The organism is Paenibacillus taihuensis (assembly GCF_003386535.1).
Classification (GTDB): Bacteria; Bacillota; Bacilli; order Paenibacillales; family Paenibacillaceae; genus Paenibacillus_Z; species Paenibacillus_Z taihuensis.
The window spans coordinates 97,223-113,846 of record NZ_QTTN01000008.1 but is presented as its reverse complement, the minus strand read 5'-3'; the positions used below and the strand labels follow the sequence as shown (position 1 = coordinate 113,846).

12 protein-coding genes are annotated in these 16,624 nt (G+C 51.5%); 9 read left to right on the top strand and 3 right to left on the bottom strand.

What is annotated here, in order from left to right; all coding sequences use genetic code 11:
• Window positions 1–316: 316 nt before the first annotated feature.
• Both A8990_RS09125 and A8990_RS09115 read right to left on the bottom strand, forming a co-directional pair.
• Window positions 317–1,504 (bottom strand): pyridoxal phosphate-dependent aminotransferase, encoded by a 1,188-nt coding sequence (locus tag A8990_RS09125; RefSeq protein WP_116188706.1) that lies wholly within the window; start codon window positions 1,502–1,504, stop codon window positions 317–319.
• A gap of 253 nt (window positions 1,505–1,757) precedes the next feature.
• Complete coding sequence (locus A8990_RS09115; RefSeq protein WP_116188704.1) at window positions 1,758–2,216, bottom strand: hypothetical protein; 459 nt, start codon at window positions 2,214–2,216, stop codon at window positions 1,758–1,760.
• Between the two features lie 137 nt (window positions 2,217–2,353).
• Here A8990_RS09115 and A8990_RS09110 point away from each other — a divergent pair, with 137 nt between their 5' ends.
• Window positions 2,354–3,151: a carbon-nitrogen family hydrolase gene (locus A8990_RS09110; RefSeq protein WP_116188703.1), complete on the top strand. Its 798-nt coding sequence runs from the start codon at window positions 2,354–2,356 to the stop codon at window positions 3,149–3,151.
• A 29-nt stretch (window positions 3,152–3,180) separates the two neighbouring features.
• Here A8990_RS09110 and A8990_RS09105 read toward each other — a convergent pair whose 3' ends face one another.
• Complete coding sequence (locus A8990_RS09105) at window positions 3,181–4,083, bottom strand: LysR family transcriptional regulator (RefSeq protein ID WP_116188702.1); 903 nt, start codon at window positions 4,081–4,083, stop codon at window positions 3,181–3,183.
• A 174-nt stretch (window positions 4,084–4,257) separates the two neighbouring features.
• Here A8990_RS09105 and leuC point away from each other — a divergent pair, with 174 nt between their 5' ends.
• The 8 genes from leuC to A8990_RS09065 all read left to right on the top strand — a co-directional run bounded on the left by leuC (window position 4,258) and on the right by A8990_RS09065 (window position 16,374).
• On the top strand, window positions 4,258–5,679 hold the full coding sequence (gene leuC / locus A8990_RS09100; RefSeq protein ID WP_116188701.1) for a 3-isopropylmalate dehydratase large subunit: 1,422 nt from the start codon (window positions 4,258–4,260) through the stop codon (window positions 5,677–5,679).
• Window positions 5,680–5,712: 33 nt separating this feature from the next.
• Window positions 5,713–6,306 carry a 3-isopropylmalate dehydratase small subunit gene (gene leuD / locus A8990_RS09095; protein ID WP_116188700.1) on the top strand — a complete coding sequence of 198 codons (594 nt, stop codon included), beginning with the start codon at window positions 5,713–5,715 and terminating at the stop codon, window positions 6,304–6,306.
• A gap of 157 nt (window positions 6,307–6,463) precedes the next feature.
• Window positions 6,464–7,987, top strand: a complete 1,524-nt coding sequence (locus A8990_RS09090; protein WP_116188699.1) for an N-acetylmuramoyl-L-alanine amidase — start codon at window positions 6,464–6,466, stop codon at window positions 7,985–7,987.
• Window positions 7,988–8,001: 14 nt separating this feature from the next.
• Window positions 8,002–8,646 (top strand): GerMN domain-containing protein, encoded by a 645-nt coding sequence (locus tag A8990_RS09085; protein WP_181909481.1) that lies wholly within the window; start codon window positions 8,002–8,004, stop codon window positions 8,644–8,646.
• Between the two features lie 15 nt (window positions 8,647–8,661).
• On the top strand, window positions 8,662–11,373 hold the full coding sequence (locus A8990_RS09080) for an S-layer homology domain-containing protein (RefSeq protein ID WP_116188697.1): 2,712 nt from the start codon (window positions 8,662–8,664) through the stop codon (window positions 11,371–11,373).
• Between the two features lie 186 nt (window positions 11,374–11,559).
• Complete coding sequence (nth, locus tag A8990_RS09075; protein WP_116188806.1) at window positions 11,560–12,207, top strand: endonuclease III; 648 nt, start codon at window positions 11,560–11,562, stop codon at window positions 12,205–12,207.
• A 47-nt stretch (window positions 12,208–12,254) separates the two neighbouring features.
• Complete coding sequence (locus A8990_RS09070) at window positions 12,255–12,521, top strand: NAD/NADP transhydrogenase alpha subunit (RefSeq protein WP_116188696.1); 267 nt, start codon at window positions 12,255–12,257, stop codon at window positions 12,519–12,521.
• Between the two features lie 157 nt (window positions 12,522–12,678).
• Window positions 12,679–16,374 carry a dynamin family protein gene (locus tag A8990_RS09065; protein WP_116188695.1) on the top strand — a complete coding sequence of 1,232 codons (3,696 nt, stop codon included), beginning with the start codon at window positions 12,679–12,681 and terminating at the stop codon, window positions 16,372–16,374.
• Window positions 16,375–16,624: the final 250 nt, after the last annotated feature.

Genomic DNA, 16,624 nt, shown 5'->3' with positions numbered 1-16,624 from the left:
CTTCCGCGGTACCACCTTTATTAACAGTGCTGCGTCCGTCTTATCGGATGGAGGCATACTGTTCCGCTCAAAGACCTGTTAACAGCAGGCCGCTGTCCGGCTTATCGCCGGCCGTTCCGGGGTAGGTTTCTGCAGCAGACACAGTAAATTCTCTCAGCTAATGAATTTACTCTCTGATCGCATCTGCAGGTCGCATACTTAGCCCCATCAATACGTTCTTGGTATTTAATTAACGCTAAGCATATCACGGCCGAGCTAGTACTGTAAAGCAATAAAAAGCCCGTCAAGCATGAGCTTCACGGGCGGGTCGTGCGGATTAGAAAAGATTCAATTTGCCGATGCGGTGGATCGCTTCCTGCAGCCGTTCTTCTGGCGCTAACAAGCCAAGACGGACGTACGATTCGCCATGAGTACCGAAGCCGATACCAGGCGCCAAAACGACATCCGCATGCTCCAGCACATAATCGGAAAATGATGCAGAAGTGTGGCCTTTCGGCACTGGAAGCCAGCAGAAGAAGGAGCCGCTTGGCTTCTCTGCGTGCCAGCCGATTTCATCCATCGCTCCGAAGAGCGCATTTCGACGGCTTTCATAGGCGGAAGTGAGATCGTTCACACATTGCTGCGAGCCGGTGAGTGCTTCTGCCGCTGCGGCTTGAATGCCGCCGAACAGGCTGCAATAGTAATGATCTTGGATAAGATTGATAAGCGAGATGATTTCTGAATTACCGAGTGCGAAGCCTACACGCCAGCCTGCCATGTTATATGTTTTGGACAGCGTATAGAACTCTACGCCAACTTCCTTAGCGCCAGGAGTTTGCAGGAAGCTTACTGGCTGCTTGCCATCAAAGCCAATAGCGCCATAGGCAAAATCGCTGGCAACGACGATGCCGTGCTTCGCAGCAAATTCAACTGTTCGCTCATAAAAGGCACCATCCGCCGTTGCACCTGTCGGATTGTTCGGATAGTTGATGAACATCAGCTTCGCTTGGTCCGCGATGTCCGGCTTGACGCGGTCATAATCCGGCAGGAAGGCGTTATCTGCTGTGAGCGGCATGTATTCCATGCGGCCGCCTGCAATTGCTACGCCAGACCAATAGTCCGGATAGCCAGGATCGGGTACGAGGCAGATGTCGCCGGGATTGAGCAGACATTGCGAAATTTCGATAAGGCCGGTTTTGCCGCCGAACAGAATCGCAACTTCCTTCTCCGGGTCGAGATCGACGCCGTAGTCTTCCTTATAACGCTGTGCCACCGCTTGCTTCAGGAACGGGTAGCCGCTGAAAGGCGGATAGCGATGGTAGAGCGGGTTCGGCGCTGCATCTTGCAATGCCTTCACAATATGCTCAGGCGTCGGACGATCGGGATTGCCTTGTCCGAGATTGATGACATCGCGGCCTTTCGCCGTCTGCGCATTCGCTTTACGCACAAGTCCTGCAAAAAATTGTGTAGGCAAACCGGTCATCCGGTTTGCCGGGTTGATTTGAAATGTTTTTGTGCCATCCATATGTCATCACTCCACCATTGATCTAAGCCTAATTCTACGCCTAAATGTAGCATAGGTGGGGAGCGACATCAATGCATGACTTTGGAGAGCTGTAAGGTGCAGAGCCGGCTCCGCCTCGAAATTGCGATGGTCACTCCCGTGGTGCTTCGCACCAAAGTCGTTCCCAATCGCAATTTCGAGAACTGCGCCTACCGCGCACCAAATGCCTCCAATAGTCAAGATTGATTTGCTCTTGGTGGGGGGATAGCAAATTTTACAAATCCATCGCCTTCAGGAACGGCTTAATGTTGCCTTTGAAGGTGAGCAAGTACGGCTTGCGATTCTCATCGAAGACGAGTAGCAGCTGCGGCTTCTTCGGGCAGTAGAAGAGGAAGACGTCCTGTGTCATCACTTGCGCATTACCAGCTTTCACAGCTGTTGGCTGGTCAAGCGGAATACGGAACACATAGCCGCATTTGTCATCGGCGGACAGTTTCGGCGACAAACCTGTCACGCCATTCAGCCAAGACTTAGCGTAGCCTTGAAACTCGGGGCTGTTCGGAACGGACTTGACGACTTTGCCTTGAACAACGTCAAATGCTTGGACAGGCCGCTGATCTGCGCCTCCGCCTTCATCATGCATAGCAGCGCCTGCTGCAGCAGGAATCATCAAGCAGAGGAATAAGGCGATAACGGCTATAAAGTGCTTACGGTACATTTTTAACATGTTCATCACGAAGTCTCCTTTGAAGTCGGTCATGGTGGTTTCCTAGTTACGGTACCCATCTTGACAGCGAAGCATGAGACGTTATGATAAGGTAAAACTGAGCAAATAAGGTCGGTTCAGCTAGTGATCAAGGAGGCAAAACAATGTCAGATAAGAAGTTGCGCATAGCGCTTGTGCAAATGCATGTGGATGCGGGGAATCCGGATGCCAATTATGAGCGGCTGAAGATGAAGCTGGAAGAAGCGGTTCAAGGTACAGAAAAGCCGGACCTCATCATGCTGCCGGAGATGTGGAATACCGGTTATGCGCTGGAACAAATCGATCAAATCGCTGATGTGAACGGAGAACGCACCAAAGTGATGCTGTCTTCATTCGCGAGCGAGCATCGCGTTCAACTTATCGGCGGTTCGATCGCTGAGAAGCGGGAGAATGGCGTCTATAATACGATTTACGCATTCGATGAGAATGGTGAAGTTATTGCTGATTATTCGAAAATCCACCTGTTCCGTCTCATGGACGAGGAGAAGCATCTGCTCGCGGGCGAGAAGCTCGGACAGCTTAAAGTTGCTGGCGCTGATGCAGGCATGATGATCTGCTACGACATCAGGTTCCCAGAGCTTGCGCGCAAGCTGGCGCTCGGCGGGGCGAAGGCGATGTTCGTGCCGGCACAATGGCCGAATCCGAGATTGCATCATTGGCGGACCTTGCTGCTCGCAAGAGCGATCGAGAACCAAATGTTCGTGATCGCATGTAATCGCTGCGGAACGAGCGGCTCCAGCACGTTCTTCGGCCACTCGCTTATTATTGATCCTTGGGGCGAAATTATTGCGGAAGCGGGCGAGGAAGAGACGATTCTGCGTGCAGAAATCGACCTCTCCATGGTAGACGCGGTTCGTGCGAAAATTCCAGTGTTCGAAGATCGCCGCCCAGCGCTGTACTAACAGCTCATACTAACGAACAGCACAGGCTGTTAGCTGCCAAAATGCTGCTCCGTCGTCAGCTTCATCGTATCAATAAAAGCTTCGGCCGCTCTCGACAGATAGCGGCCTTTACGGCTTGCGATAACAAGCGTTCGAATAGGCGTAGGCGGAGCGAGCGGCAGATATACAGGCGTGAGCGAATTCGCGCTCGTACGCGTGATCATCTTCGGGATAAAAGTGATGCCCATCCCGGCAGCAACGAGGGACTGTACCGTTTCAATATTCGTGCTCTCGAATACGATTCGCGGCTCGAAGCCTGCATTTTCGCAGATTTCCAGCACATTTTGCCGGAAGCCTTGTCCTTTCTTAAGGACGATGAACGGTTCGTTCCTTAATGATTCGATTCGAATCGGCTCCGATAGCTTCGCCAAATGATGGTCTGGAGGAACGGCAAGTACAATTTCTTCTTCTATAATAGGCACCCACTCGAGCGATGGCTCGAACAATGGGAGGGCGAGCAAGCTTAAGTCGGTTTGACCGCTCGCAGTAAGCTGCTCCAGCTTGGATGGGGTGTCCTCAACAAGGACAATCTCAATCTCGGGATATTGCTCACCGAAAATCGGCAGTACGATCGGCAGTACGTGGGAGCCGGTAATGGACAGGCTGCCGACAACGAGTTTGCCTCTGCGCATATGGGCGAGGTCATCGAGCTCTTGTTTCAGCTGCTCGATATTATCCAGGATGTTCTGTGCTTTCTCCACGAAGACAGAGCCTGCGTGCGTAAGTTCAACGGAATTCGTCGTGCGGCGGAACAATAGGACGCCGATTTCTTTCTCCAGCTTCGACAGCTGCTGGCTGAGTGAAGGCTGCGCGATGTGAAGCTTCTCGGCTGCTCTGGAGAAATTTTTCTCTTTGGCAATTTGAATGACATATTGGAGCTGGCGAAATTCCATATATTTTCTCTCCATGACTGAGTTAGGATGGTAACTACGCTAATAGGTTTAACCTATTGCTGTTATAGATATTATATCTTAGAACAATGAAGAATGAAATGTTATGATTGCTTCAACGAAACACGATGAATTAAACTACGAAATGAACCAAACGAACTTATGAGGTGAATTCATATGACGAAAAGAACGATGTTTGAGAAAATTTGGGATAATCACGTCATCCATTCAGAAGCTGGCAAGCCAAGTGTTATCTATATTGATTTGCATCTTGTACACGAAGTAACTTCGCCGCAAGCGTTCGAAGGCCTTCGCATGACAGGCCGCCCGGTTCGTCGTCCTGAGCTGACTTTTGCTACGATGGACCACAACGTTCCGACGAAAGACCGTTTCAACATTAGCGATCCGATCTCCAAGCAACAGATCGATACGCTCACGCAAAACTGTAAAGACTTCGGCGTAACATTGTTCGACCTGGACAGCATCGATCAAGGCGTGGTTCACGTTATGGGTCCCGAGCTTGGTCTTACGCACCCAGGCAAAACAATCGTTTGCGGCGACAGCCACACGTCCACGCACGGCGCGTTCGGCGCACTTGCTTTCGGCATCGGTACTTCCGAGGTTGAGCACGTACTTGCTACGCAATGCTTGCAGCAATCGAAAGCGAAGACGATGGAAGTTCGTTTCATCGGTAAGCGTAAACCAGGCGTAACTGCAAAGGACATGATCCTTGGCGTTATCGCCAAGTACGGCACAGACTTCGGTACTGGCTACGTAATGGAATACACTGGCGAAGCAATCCGCAGCCTGTCGATGGAAGAGCGTATGACAGTATGTAACATGTCCATCGAGGCAGGTGCTCGTGCAGGCCTTATCGCTCCGGACGAAACAACATTCGAATACCTCCGCGGCCGCGAATACGCACCGCAAGGCGAAGCGTTCGATCGTGCAGTTGCAGCATGGAAAGAGCTGAATACTGACGAAGGCGCAGCATTCGATACTGTCGTTGATTTCGACGTAGATTCTTTGATCCCGCAAGTAACTTGGGGCACAAGCCCAGGCATGGGTACTGACATCACAGCAAATGTACCTGTACCAGCTGAGCTTCCAACTGAAAATGAACGTAAAGCTGCTGAAAAAGCACTTGAATACATGGGTCTTACACCAGGTACGCCTATGAGCGAAATCGACATCGACTATGTCTTTATCGGTTCTTGCACAAACGGCCGTATCGAAGACCTTCGCGCTGCTGCTGAAGTTGCTCGCGGATACCAAGTCAGCGACCGCGTAACAGCAATCGTCGTTCCGGGCTCTGGCCGCGTTAAGCTGCAAGCAGAGAAGGAAGGTCTTGATAAGATCTTCACAGAAGCAGGCTTCGAATGGCGTGACGCTGGTTGCTCCATGTGCCTTGCGATGAACCCTGACGTACTTGAGCCAGGCCAACGCTGCGCATCGACTTCCAACCGTAACTTCGAAGGTCGTCAAGGCCGCGGCGGACGTACGCACCTCGTATCTCCGGCAATGGCTGCAGCTGCTGCAATTATGGGTAAATTCACAGACGTTCGCGATTGGAAAATCAAATCCGAAGTTCTGAACTAGTCTAATTCATAGATTCGAGAGGAGTTCATCAACATGGAAGCTTTCAAACAACTGACCGGTCTTGTAGCCCCGGTAGACCGTGTGAACGTAGATACAGACGCAATCATCCCTAAACAATTTCTGAAGCGCATCGAGCGCAGCGGCTTTGGCCAATTCCTGTTCTTCGAATGGCGCTGGGACGAGAAAGGCAATGTCATCGACAGCTTCAGCCTGAATCAACCGCGTTACCAAGGTGCAGAAGTGCTGATCTCCCGCGCAAACTTCGGCTGCGGCTCTTCCCGTGAGCATGCGCCATGGGCGATTATGGACTACGGCTTCAAAGTCGTAATCGCGCCATCGTTCGCAGATATTTTCTACAACAACTGCTTCAAGAACGGCATTTTGCCAATTCGTCTGAGCGAAGAGCAAGTAGAAGACTTGTTCCAACGCACGAATAAGACAGAAGGCTATAAGCTGACTGTTGATCTTGAGAGCAAAACCATTACGGATGGCGCTGACATTAACATCGCCTTCGATCTCGATGAGCACCGTCGCCAATTCTTGCTGCTCGGCCTTGACGATATCGGTCTTACGCTACAGCATGAAGACAAGATTTCAGCTTACGAAGCAAACCGCGTAGCATTCTAAGCCAGTTTCGCGTAAAACAAGCGGATTTATAAGAACAACTCCGGTATCGATATACCGGAGTTGTTTTTTTATGCCGAAGTACTACAAATTTCCTCAAAACGCAACTTTTTCTGCCATATTGCGTCTAAATAAGCGAATAAAGACACCGAGGTGAAAGATGAAGAAATTTGTAACCGCTGTACTGTTGTTGTCGTTCCTCATCTCTATGTTTCCGGCTATAGTCGGAGCTGCGGAAGCTGCGTCGCCGAAGCTGTATCTTAATGGCAAGCAGCTGCTAAGCGGCTCAAATCCGCAAATTGTCGGCGATACCACTTTTGTGCCTATTCGCACGGTAACTGAAGGTCTTGGATTTGATGTTTCCTGGGAGAAGCCTATCGTCACGATCTCAAATGGCGATACGAACATGCTGCTTACGATCGGCGACAAAACGGCGATCGTGAATGGTCAGGAAGCGCCGCTAGAGAAGCCTGCCATGATTTCCACAGGCTCGACACTTGTTCCCCTTAGATTCGTTGGCGAACAGTTCGGGTTACAAGTTTATTGGGACAAGCTGTCACGTTCTGTACATCTGTACGCGGATGTATCCACACCTGGCGCGCCATCTGATAATGGAAGTGGTAGCGGCAATGGCGGTTCGAATGGCTCTGGCAATACCGGCGATTCCGGTAATACGGGTAATGGTGGGTCTGGCAGTGATCCATCAACGACGGATCCAAATGCAGGTTCCACTTCGCTCTTGAAATCCATTGAGTATGATGGACTTGGCAGTATTTCTCTCCCGTATGACGGTGATTTTGGCGATGTACATACTGAAGTGCTGCACAGTCCAGAACGTATCGTCATTGATTTGCCGAATATGAACTTTGCGCCTGATTTTGCACCTGGCTTCACGAACAGCGCTTCGAAGCTCGGGGAAATTCTCGTTGATTCGCATCCAACTTTGCAGAAGGTCCGTTTCTCTTATTATTCGGACAAGCCTTCCACCGTTCGTATTGTGCTCGATTTGCTGGCGCCGACGAATTACAACGTGGTGAAGGAAGAGGGATCAATCCGAATTGATGTGCTCGAACAGACGGGGCCTCCGCCTGTAGTTACACCGCCGACAGGAGATGGTACTACGCCAGATACGCCATCTGGTCCGCGCGTTTATAAAGTTGTGCTCGATGCCGGTCACGGAGGTAAGGACCCTGGTGCTTCCAGCGTCAACGGCCGCAATGAGAAAGAGTACAATTTGGCCATTACATTGAAAGTGAAGGCACTCCTTGACAAAGAAACGAGAATTAAGCCATATTTGACAAGATCCAATGATACGTTCATTGAACTTGATGATCGAGCAGCTTATGCAAACAACATGAAAGCGGACTTATTTATTTCTTTCCACGCGAATAAAGCAGAAACTGCATCCGCTACCGGTTCTGAGACGTACTACTATCATGACTATAGCAAAGCGTTCGCGAACATCATTCATAAACACCTGATAGCAGGTGCCGGGCTTAAGGACCGCGGTGTAAGAACAGAGCCATTCCGCGTCGTAAAAGCGACAACGATGCCGGCTGTGCTTCTTGAGGCAGGATACTTGTCCAATTCGAATGATAGTTCAGTTCTGTTTAATGCTGAGAAACAGGATCGTATCGCCGCTGAAATCGTCAAAGGAATAAAAGAATATTTGAAGCTTAGCTAGCTAGGAGGATGCCGATGAAACGTCATTACACAACTTCTTTAATATCCGTTCTCATTGCTGCAACGATGATCGTCCCTCTCAGTGCCTGCGGCAGCCGTGTCAAGCAGGAAGACCAGCAGCAGGTGCAGAATACAAGCTCTCAGGAGCAGACGACACAAGCGGGATCCGCGAATCAGCAAACGTCGAACGAGTCGGCAGTCACAAGTAATGAAACGAATACAGATTCAAGCTCGGTGAACCAAGAAGCTGAGCCTCCTAAGCCTGAGGTGAAGAAGGAGCAGATCTCGCTCTACTATACCGATGACGAAATGCTGGACTTGCATGAACAGAAGACTGAGATCGAGTACAGCGACAGCAAACAGAAGCTGGAAGCGGCTTTTGCTGCGATGAAGAAAGACAGCGACAAGGGTGAGCCTTCGCTCTGGAAGCATGCTGAGCTGCTCAGTGTCAAGCAAGACGGCACAGCAATCACGCTTGATCTTCATTTGCCGGACGATGCCAGACTTGGAGCGCCAGGCGAAATGCTCGCATTAGATGCGATCGAGAAGACGTATTTCCAGTTCCAGGACGTAACTTCCATTGACCTGCTTGTCGATGGCGAATCCGTAGACAGTCTTATGGGGCATATGGACTTGGATCACCCAATTACAAAACAATAGAGGGAGCTTACAGAGATGCCGCAACAGAAGAAATGGGTAAAAGCAGTATCGTCAATTATGGTGTTCTCGCTGCTTACGGGATTCTCAGCAGTCGGAAGCACATTTGCGCATGCGGATGCTTCTCCGATCATTACCAAATTCAGTGATGTCCCTGCTGGCCATTGGGCAGAGAAGCATATTGCGAAGCTCTCGATGCAAGGGATTATTAAAGGTACGAACGGTAAGTTCAATCCGGCAGATAACATCTCGCAGCAGGAAGCAATAGCGCTTGCGATTCGTTTCATTGGCAAGGAGCAGAACGTAAAAGCAGATGATGCGATCGTCTTCCCGGAAAGCTTTGATGTCAGCACTTATTTTAAACCTTATGTTGTTCTTGCATTTCAGCTCGGCTTGCTAGACCAAGCAGAAGAGTTCAAGCAAGCGGAGGCAAACCCGGGTACAGAGTGGGGCCTCAAGAAAGCATCCCGCGAATGGATTACGAAGCTGATTGTGAAAGCGATCGAGAAACAGAAGGTTGCGGACGAGCTGTCCTCTTCCCCTGTAACATTCAAGGATGCGAGCAAAATTGACGACGGTTATACGGGTTATATCAATGCTGCAGTATCGCTTGGCCTCATTAAAGGCATTACGGCAGACACGTTCGATCCGCGTGGCTTGATTACACGCGCATCGATCGCTACGATCTTCAGCAGAGCGGAAGCGCAGTTCCCGGTGAACTACACTGGCCAGTACACAGCGATCCTGACTGGAGCAAATGAAAGCACTCTGAATCTGTTCGCGAACGACAAAGATACATCGGTTGCTCTATCGCCTGATACATACGTGTACCGCTTCGATTCAGAGAAGCCGGCAACCGTGAGCCAATTGACGCCGAATACGAAGCTGCTCGTCATCGCAGATGGCACGAAGCCGCTCTACGTGGAGCAATTGGATGATAAAGCTCAGGTAAGCACCTTAACAGGTTCGGTTCAGCGTGTCTCTTCAAGTGAAAACAAGATTTGGATTTGGGCTAACGAAGACATGATACCAATTACATACAGCAATGCAACGCAAGTGACGGACGGATCAGGCAATGTCGTATCCGTAACAAGCCTAGGCGCTGACAGTCAGGTAGAAATTACGCAGGATACGTATCGTGCGAAGCCGATTGCGGTTTCCATTAAAGTGAAATCAGCGCCAATCAACAAAACCGGTCAAGGAACGATCAGTGCCATTGATACGACACAACCGGCAATTACGGTGAAAGATAGCGTTGCTGGTACGACATCCATGTATCAGGCGTCCCCGCAAGTCGATGTCGTGTGGCAGGGTCAAATTTTGGATGGCGGCTTATCCGCATTGCGAGTTGGCGATGTCGTGTCCTATGAAGTGAAGAACTCGCTTATTACGAAAGTGACGATTCAGAAAACTTCCGCTAAGCTAGTTCGCGGTGAATTCTACACAGTAAGCAGCGACGGCAAACTCATCTCTTACCTGAGTACTTCCGGCGCAGGTAAACCGGAATCGAAATTCGTATCCCCTGTAGTCGATGTTACGATCGATGGACTGACGGGCACAACGCTCAAGGATCTGGTCAAAGGAGATGTAATCGACATTACGCTCAATGATCAAGATCAAGTTGTGGCGATCAAAGCCATTAACCGTAAGGTTGAAGTGCTTGGCGGAGCGACGGTTGTAAGCTATGATGCTGATCTGAAAGCATTGTTGTTAAAATCATCCGAGGGAGCATTGGTTTCTGTTTATTTGACAGCTGATACAAGATTTGAAACAAACGGCAATCCGATTACGCTAAGCGCAGTGGCCTCGCTGCTTGTCAAGAACAAGAAGCTGACGATCGGTTATACCAATGATCAAGCGGTATTCATTCAGTTCGTATACAAATACAGCGGTATTGCAGCGGCTGTGAATACAAATTCAAAGCAAATTACGATTGCCCAGTCGAATGGCCTGACCGTAACACTTCCGATGGACACTATTAGTTCTGTCGAAATGAACGGCAAGAGCCCGGCTACCCTTGCGGATATCAAAGCAGGCGATACGGTAACAGCGGTATTGAATGCAAACCAAGACAAAATTGTATTGCTGCAGCTGCATACCGTTAAGCAAGCAACAATTACAGCTGTTGATACAACGGCGAAAAAGCTTAGTGTGAGAACAAGCGATGGCTTGGGGTATGACATCTCTGCTGCATCGCTGGATTTCGTGAATGAAAACGGAGATAAGCTGACATTGGCAAGTTTCAAATCGGGACAGACCGTGAACCTCAATTATGTAGGTACAACAGTGGCTTACGTGAAACTTGTAAATGTGACAACTGGACGTGTTACAGCAGTTTCGTCCGACCATATCTCTGTGATTGACTATAACGGCATTACTTCAGACGTACAGCTTGGAACGGGCTTCTCGGTTTTGAAGAACGGTACGACAAGCAGCAGTTCTACCGTACTTGCAGTCGGTGACCGCGTTGACGTGAAGAAGAACATCCAGGATAGCGTTATCGTTACCGTTTATAGCGGTGTGAGCAAGAACTTCTGGAAATACAACGCCGTTACAGGTGAGTTAGCTGTGAAGCGTGTGAATTTGACTGATGCCTACACGTATATGGCGACAGCTTCTACGAAAGTGACGCAGGCTGGATCGGTAATTCCGATCAGCTCGTTAGTCGACGGCGATTCCATCGTGATTTATCTCTATCAAAATTCGATTATCGAGATTGAGAAGCTATAATTCATTCATCCGTGTCCTGGCTGAAAGGCCGGGACTTCTTTTTTGCAATTCTGTGAAAACAGGTACAAAATATAATTTCTGAGTCATATTGATGGGTCTTGGCGGTTGATTAATACGACAATATTCGCTACACTTTAGGGCAATGGTTGAATAGGAGTGAGTAATCGGTTGAAGGCGAAAGAGAAAATGGATCATGTTCTGCGCGTCATGGGGGAAATGTTTCCGGATGCCCATTGTGAACTCAATCACCGCAATCCGTTCGAGCTCACAATCGCTGTCCTGTTGTCCGCTCAGTGTACGGATGAAACGGTCAACAAAGTAACCAAAGATCTGTTTGAGAAGTACAAGACGCCAGCGGATTATCTAGCTGTGCCGCTTGAAGAGCTGCAGCACGACATAAGGCGAATAGGTCTATTCCGCAATAAAGCACTGTTTATCCAGAAATTATGCCAGATTCTGATCGATGAGCATGGCGGCGAAGTGCCGGAGAAGCATGAGCAGCTAACGAAGCTGCCTGGCGTCGGCCGTAAAACAGCGAACGTCGTCGTCTCCAACGCTTTTGGCGTACCAGCGATAGCAGTTGACACTCACGTTGAGCGTGTTTCCAAACGACTTGGATTCGCCAAGGCTGACGATAGCGTGCTTGAAGTTGAGAAGAAATTGATGCGGCTTGTTCCCAGGGAGCTGTGGACCGAAACCCATCATCGGCTTATTTTCTTCGGAAGGTATCATTGCAAAGCGCAAAACCCGCAGTGCGAAGTTTGTCCGGTGGTAGAGTTTTGCAAAGAAGGCAAAGTACGTATGAAACCTGCCTCAAACCGAAAGGCTAAGTAATATTGCGGACCACAACAACTACTTAAAATGAGAAGGATGATTGAACGATGAAATGCATCTCCGTATACACGAAAGATTTTTCTCTATTTTCCGATATCTATGAGCAAATCATGGAGAATCCTCCTGAAGAGAACGAAGAAATTATCGTTGAAGGCGTAACCGTAAGTGGCGCAGGCGACGTGCCTGAGCAATATATTGAACGTATGAGATTGAAACCGGAATGCGTCGTTATGAAGGAGAAAGAGCGTAACATTACGATTCTCCAGCACGGCGAAGTATTTGAAATTTGCGTACCGGCTGTTCAATTGGTTTAAGAAATATAGAAGCAGAACTTAAAGGGTCACAGGGGATCTAGCTTAGCTAGGAGCAGTCAAGATAGTACGCTGCTCTTAGCAAAGGCTTGTTCTTCCAGTGGTCCTTTCGTTCCGTATAACGACATGATGAATGGGAAGAAGACGGGGAGAGAGAGAAATGAGCCAAACGATTGAGAAAGCCGCTCAAACGCTTACCAGCTCGCTTGCAGAGATTGCGCCGATTATGGCGGAGCAAGGGGATACAGCGGATGCGGCAAGACTGCTGGAGCTGCAAGAAAAGCTGGGGAACGGTCAGCTGACCGTCGCTTTCTGCGGACACTTCTCAGCAGGGAAATCAACGCTCGTCAATCGGCTTTGCGGCACTCAGCTGCTGCCATCGAGTCCGATTCCAACGAGTGCGAACGTCGTCAGCATCGTGAACGGCGAGGCGAAAGCAACGATTAAGAAGCTGATCGCGGGCGTTGAACAAACGATTGAAGTACCGCTTGATCAAGTCAATGCGTATTGCAAGGACGGCGAAACGGTGCTATCCGTCTCCTTGTCCTATCCGATCCCGCGACTTGGCAACCATACGGTGCTGCTGGACACGCCGGGGATTGACTCGACGGACGACGCGCACCGGATGGCGACCGAATCGGCGCTCCATTTGGCTGACGTCGTTTTTTATGTCATGGATTATAACCATGTCCAATCGGAGATCAATTTTACGTTCGCGAAGCAACTGAAGGAGTGGGGAAAACCGCTCTATCTGATCGTGAACCAGATTGATAAGCACCGGGAGCGCGAGCTGTCCTTCGAAGCCTATAAGCAAAGCGTAGACGAAGCGTTCAGCAACTGGCACTTGGAGCCGAGCGGCATTATCTACTTGTCGCTTCGGGAGCCGGATCATCCGGACTCCGAGCTGTCCGCGCTTGAAGGCTTATTCGAGTCGCTTGCATCCATTCGCGGACCGTTGTCGGTAAACAGTGTAGATGCGTCTGCTCGTTATGTCGTCCGGATGCACGGCAAGTTCTTGGAAGAAGCTTCGGAGGCTGAACGGGAGCGACTACTTGCAGAAGCGGGCGGCGAAGGCGAAGCAGACCGACTGCGTGAAGAGATCGCGAGCTTGGAAGAGCAGCTTCGCGTCTACAAAGCGGAGAGTGAAGGTCTGAAGACGAAGCTGCGTCTTGATATTCAAGGTGTTTTGGACAATGCGAATATAACGCCTGCTGCTACGCGGGATTTGGCACATTCGTTTCTCGAGAGCCGCAAGCCAGGCTTCAAGACTGGTCTGCTGTTCGCTGGTGCAAAAACGGCAGCGGAACAGGAGCGCCGCCAGCGTGCGTTCTTTGAGGATTTCGACGATCGCGTTCGCGCCGGAATCGAATGGCATGTCCTTGACGTGCTGCGCAAAGCGGCCGATAAGATCGGCTGGCGCGACGAGACGCTTGAGCAGCAGTTGAAAAGTCAATTCGAAGGCTTGCTGACGACAGACCTGCTTGTAAAGCTCGTTAATACCGGCGCAGTATTCGGTAATGAATATACGATGACCTATAGCCGCGATCTAGCCGCGGAAGTCAAAGGGCTGTTCCGCAAGCGCGCGCTCGAATGGATCGATGCGCTTGGTGAACGTGCCGCAGCTGCTGGCGAAGCTGCCGCTGCGCCGCTGCGCGCGCGGCTTGCCGAGCTTGCCCAGCAAGCCGGCGCGCTCGCGCAGCTGGCCGCGCTAGAGCAGCGCGCGGCTGCGCATCTCGCGCGGCTGGCGGCGCTGCTGCCGCCGGCGCCGCCAATGCCGGAGCTGCCGAAGCCGCAACCAGCGGCTCTCGGCAGCGGGGCGCGAAGCGCCCCTGGCACAGCCGAAGCGCCGGCGGGCGGCGAAGCCGCCGACGCTTCGGCTGCCGCTCTCGCGGGCGGCGATGCGCACGCCCGCGAAGCGGCTACTGCGGTGGCGGCGGAGGACCTCGCCGACACCGCAGCCGCTGCGGCGCCGCACGCGCTCGCGCCGCAGCGGCAAGCCGCGGAGCGGCTTGCCAGTGCCGCCGCGCTGCTGGCGGCACAACCCGCGCTTGCCGCGACAGTCGCGGGTATGCGCGACAAAGCCGAGCGGCTGCGCAGCAGCCGCTTCACGATCGCGCTGTTCGGGGCATTCAGCGCGGGCAAATCATCGCTCGCGAACGCGCTGCTCGGCGAATCCGTTCTGCCGGTGTCGCCGAACCCGACGACGGCCGCGGTCAACCGGATCGTGCCGCCGACGGAGGCCAATCCGCACGGCACCGCAACGGTGCTCATGAAATCGCGCGAAGCGATGCTGGATGACCTTCGTTATTCGCTCAAGCTGCTTGGCGAGGATGGCCATGAGCTTAGCGATGCAGCATTGCTTGCCGCAATTGTGAAGCTGACGCCGGAGCAAGTGCATGCTGGAGGCAGACCGCATTACAGCTTCTTGAAGGCAGCTGCCAGAGGCTGGGCTGCTCATGAAGCGTTCCTCGGTCAGAAGCTTGCAGTGAACGGCGAAGAGTACTGCAGCTATGTTGCGGATGAGTCGCGCTCCTGCTTCGTCAGCGAGATCGAGCTGCACCACCGAAACCCACTGACGGCGCAAGGCATCGTCCTTGTTGATACGCCAGGGGCGGATTCGGTGAACGCAAGGCATACAGGCGTTGCCTTCAACTACATTAAGAATGCGGACGCGATTCTGTTCGTTACTTACTATAACCATGCGTTCTCGCAAGCGGACCGCCAGTTCCTGATGCAGCTGGGCCGCGTGAAGGACCAATTCGAGCTTGATAAAATGTTCTTTATCGTCAATGCGGCCGATCTTGCCGCAAGCGATCAGGAACGCGACGATGTTCTTGCTCACGTAGAGCGCAATCTGCAGCAGCACGGCATTCGCTTCCCGCGGATGTTCCCGATTTCCAGCCTGCAGGCGCTGGACGGCAAACAAAGCGGCAATGCGGCACTCATCGCATCATCCGGCATTAGCGCGTTTGAAGCGTCGTTCCTCAGCTTCACTCAAAATGATCTCGGCGCTCTCGCAGTAAGCTCCGCTGAGCAAGAGCTCGAGCGTGCCCGCCGCACGATTGCGAACTGGCTAGAGGCCGCTTCGGGCGACGCTGCATCCCGCGAGCAGGCGCGCGCCGCTCTGCAAGCAAACGCTAATGAAGCTCGGCTACTTGCCGCAGCGCTTGGCGAATCGCCGAACAATCCGCAGCTGCAGCAGGAGCTGAAGGAATTGCTCTTCTACGTCCTGCAGCGCGTGCAGCTACGTTTCGGCGATCATTATAACTTCGCGTTCAACCCGTCCGTGCTGCAAGACGATGGCCGGGATTTGAAGAAGGCGATGCTGACTTGCTGGCTTGAACTGCAGCGCCTGCTGCAAATCGAGCTCGCACAGGAGCTTGAAGCGACGTCGCTGCGTCTCGATAATGCACTCAATAAGCTTGCGGCCAAGAAAGCTGCAGATACGGCAGAAGAAGCGGCGCAGCTGCTTCCGGGGTTCACACCATCCGGCTTCAAGCCGCTTGAGATTGCGACTCCGGATGAGCGTGCTGCCTGGACTGCGAAGTCGATCGACACGAAGCTCTTGTGGAGCAAATTCAAGTCGCCGCGCCACTTCTTCGAAGGGGAAGGCAAGCCGGCGCTTCGCGCCTTGCTCGAGAACGAGCTGGCAGCGCCGCTGCAAAGCTGGATCAGCGAAGCAGAGGCGGATTGGAGCGAGCGTTATGCTCAGCTGTGGCAGCAAGCCATGAACAATTGCGCTTCTGCGCTGCAGCAAGACATTTCCTCCTTCTGCGAAGGCAAGCTGAGCTCGCTGTCGGATAATGCGAACCTTGAAGAGCTTCGCAGCATCTATGCGGAACTGCAAGCGATCTAACACTTTTGAGCTGGTTGGCTTAGCAGGTTAGCTATTTAAATTGGCTGTTACACTTAGCTTTTTCACGAGCGGATTCTCACATTTGCATAAATAAACAGAAAAGAAGCTTACACAAGCGAATCGAATTATTCGCGTGTAAGCTTCTTTTCCTTTTGTCTAAGCTTCTTTTCATGTGTATAAGCTTCTTTATTTTTACATAATGAAATCATGCAAAAACGGGGGCAAATGTGCAAAAACGGAGCATTATGGA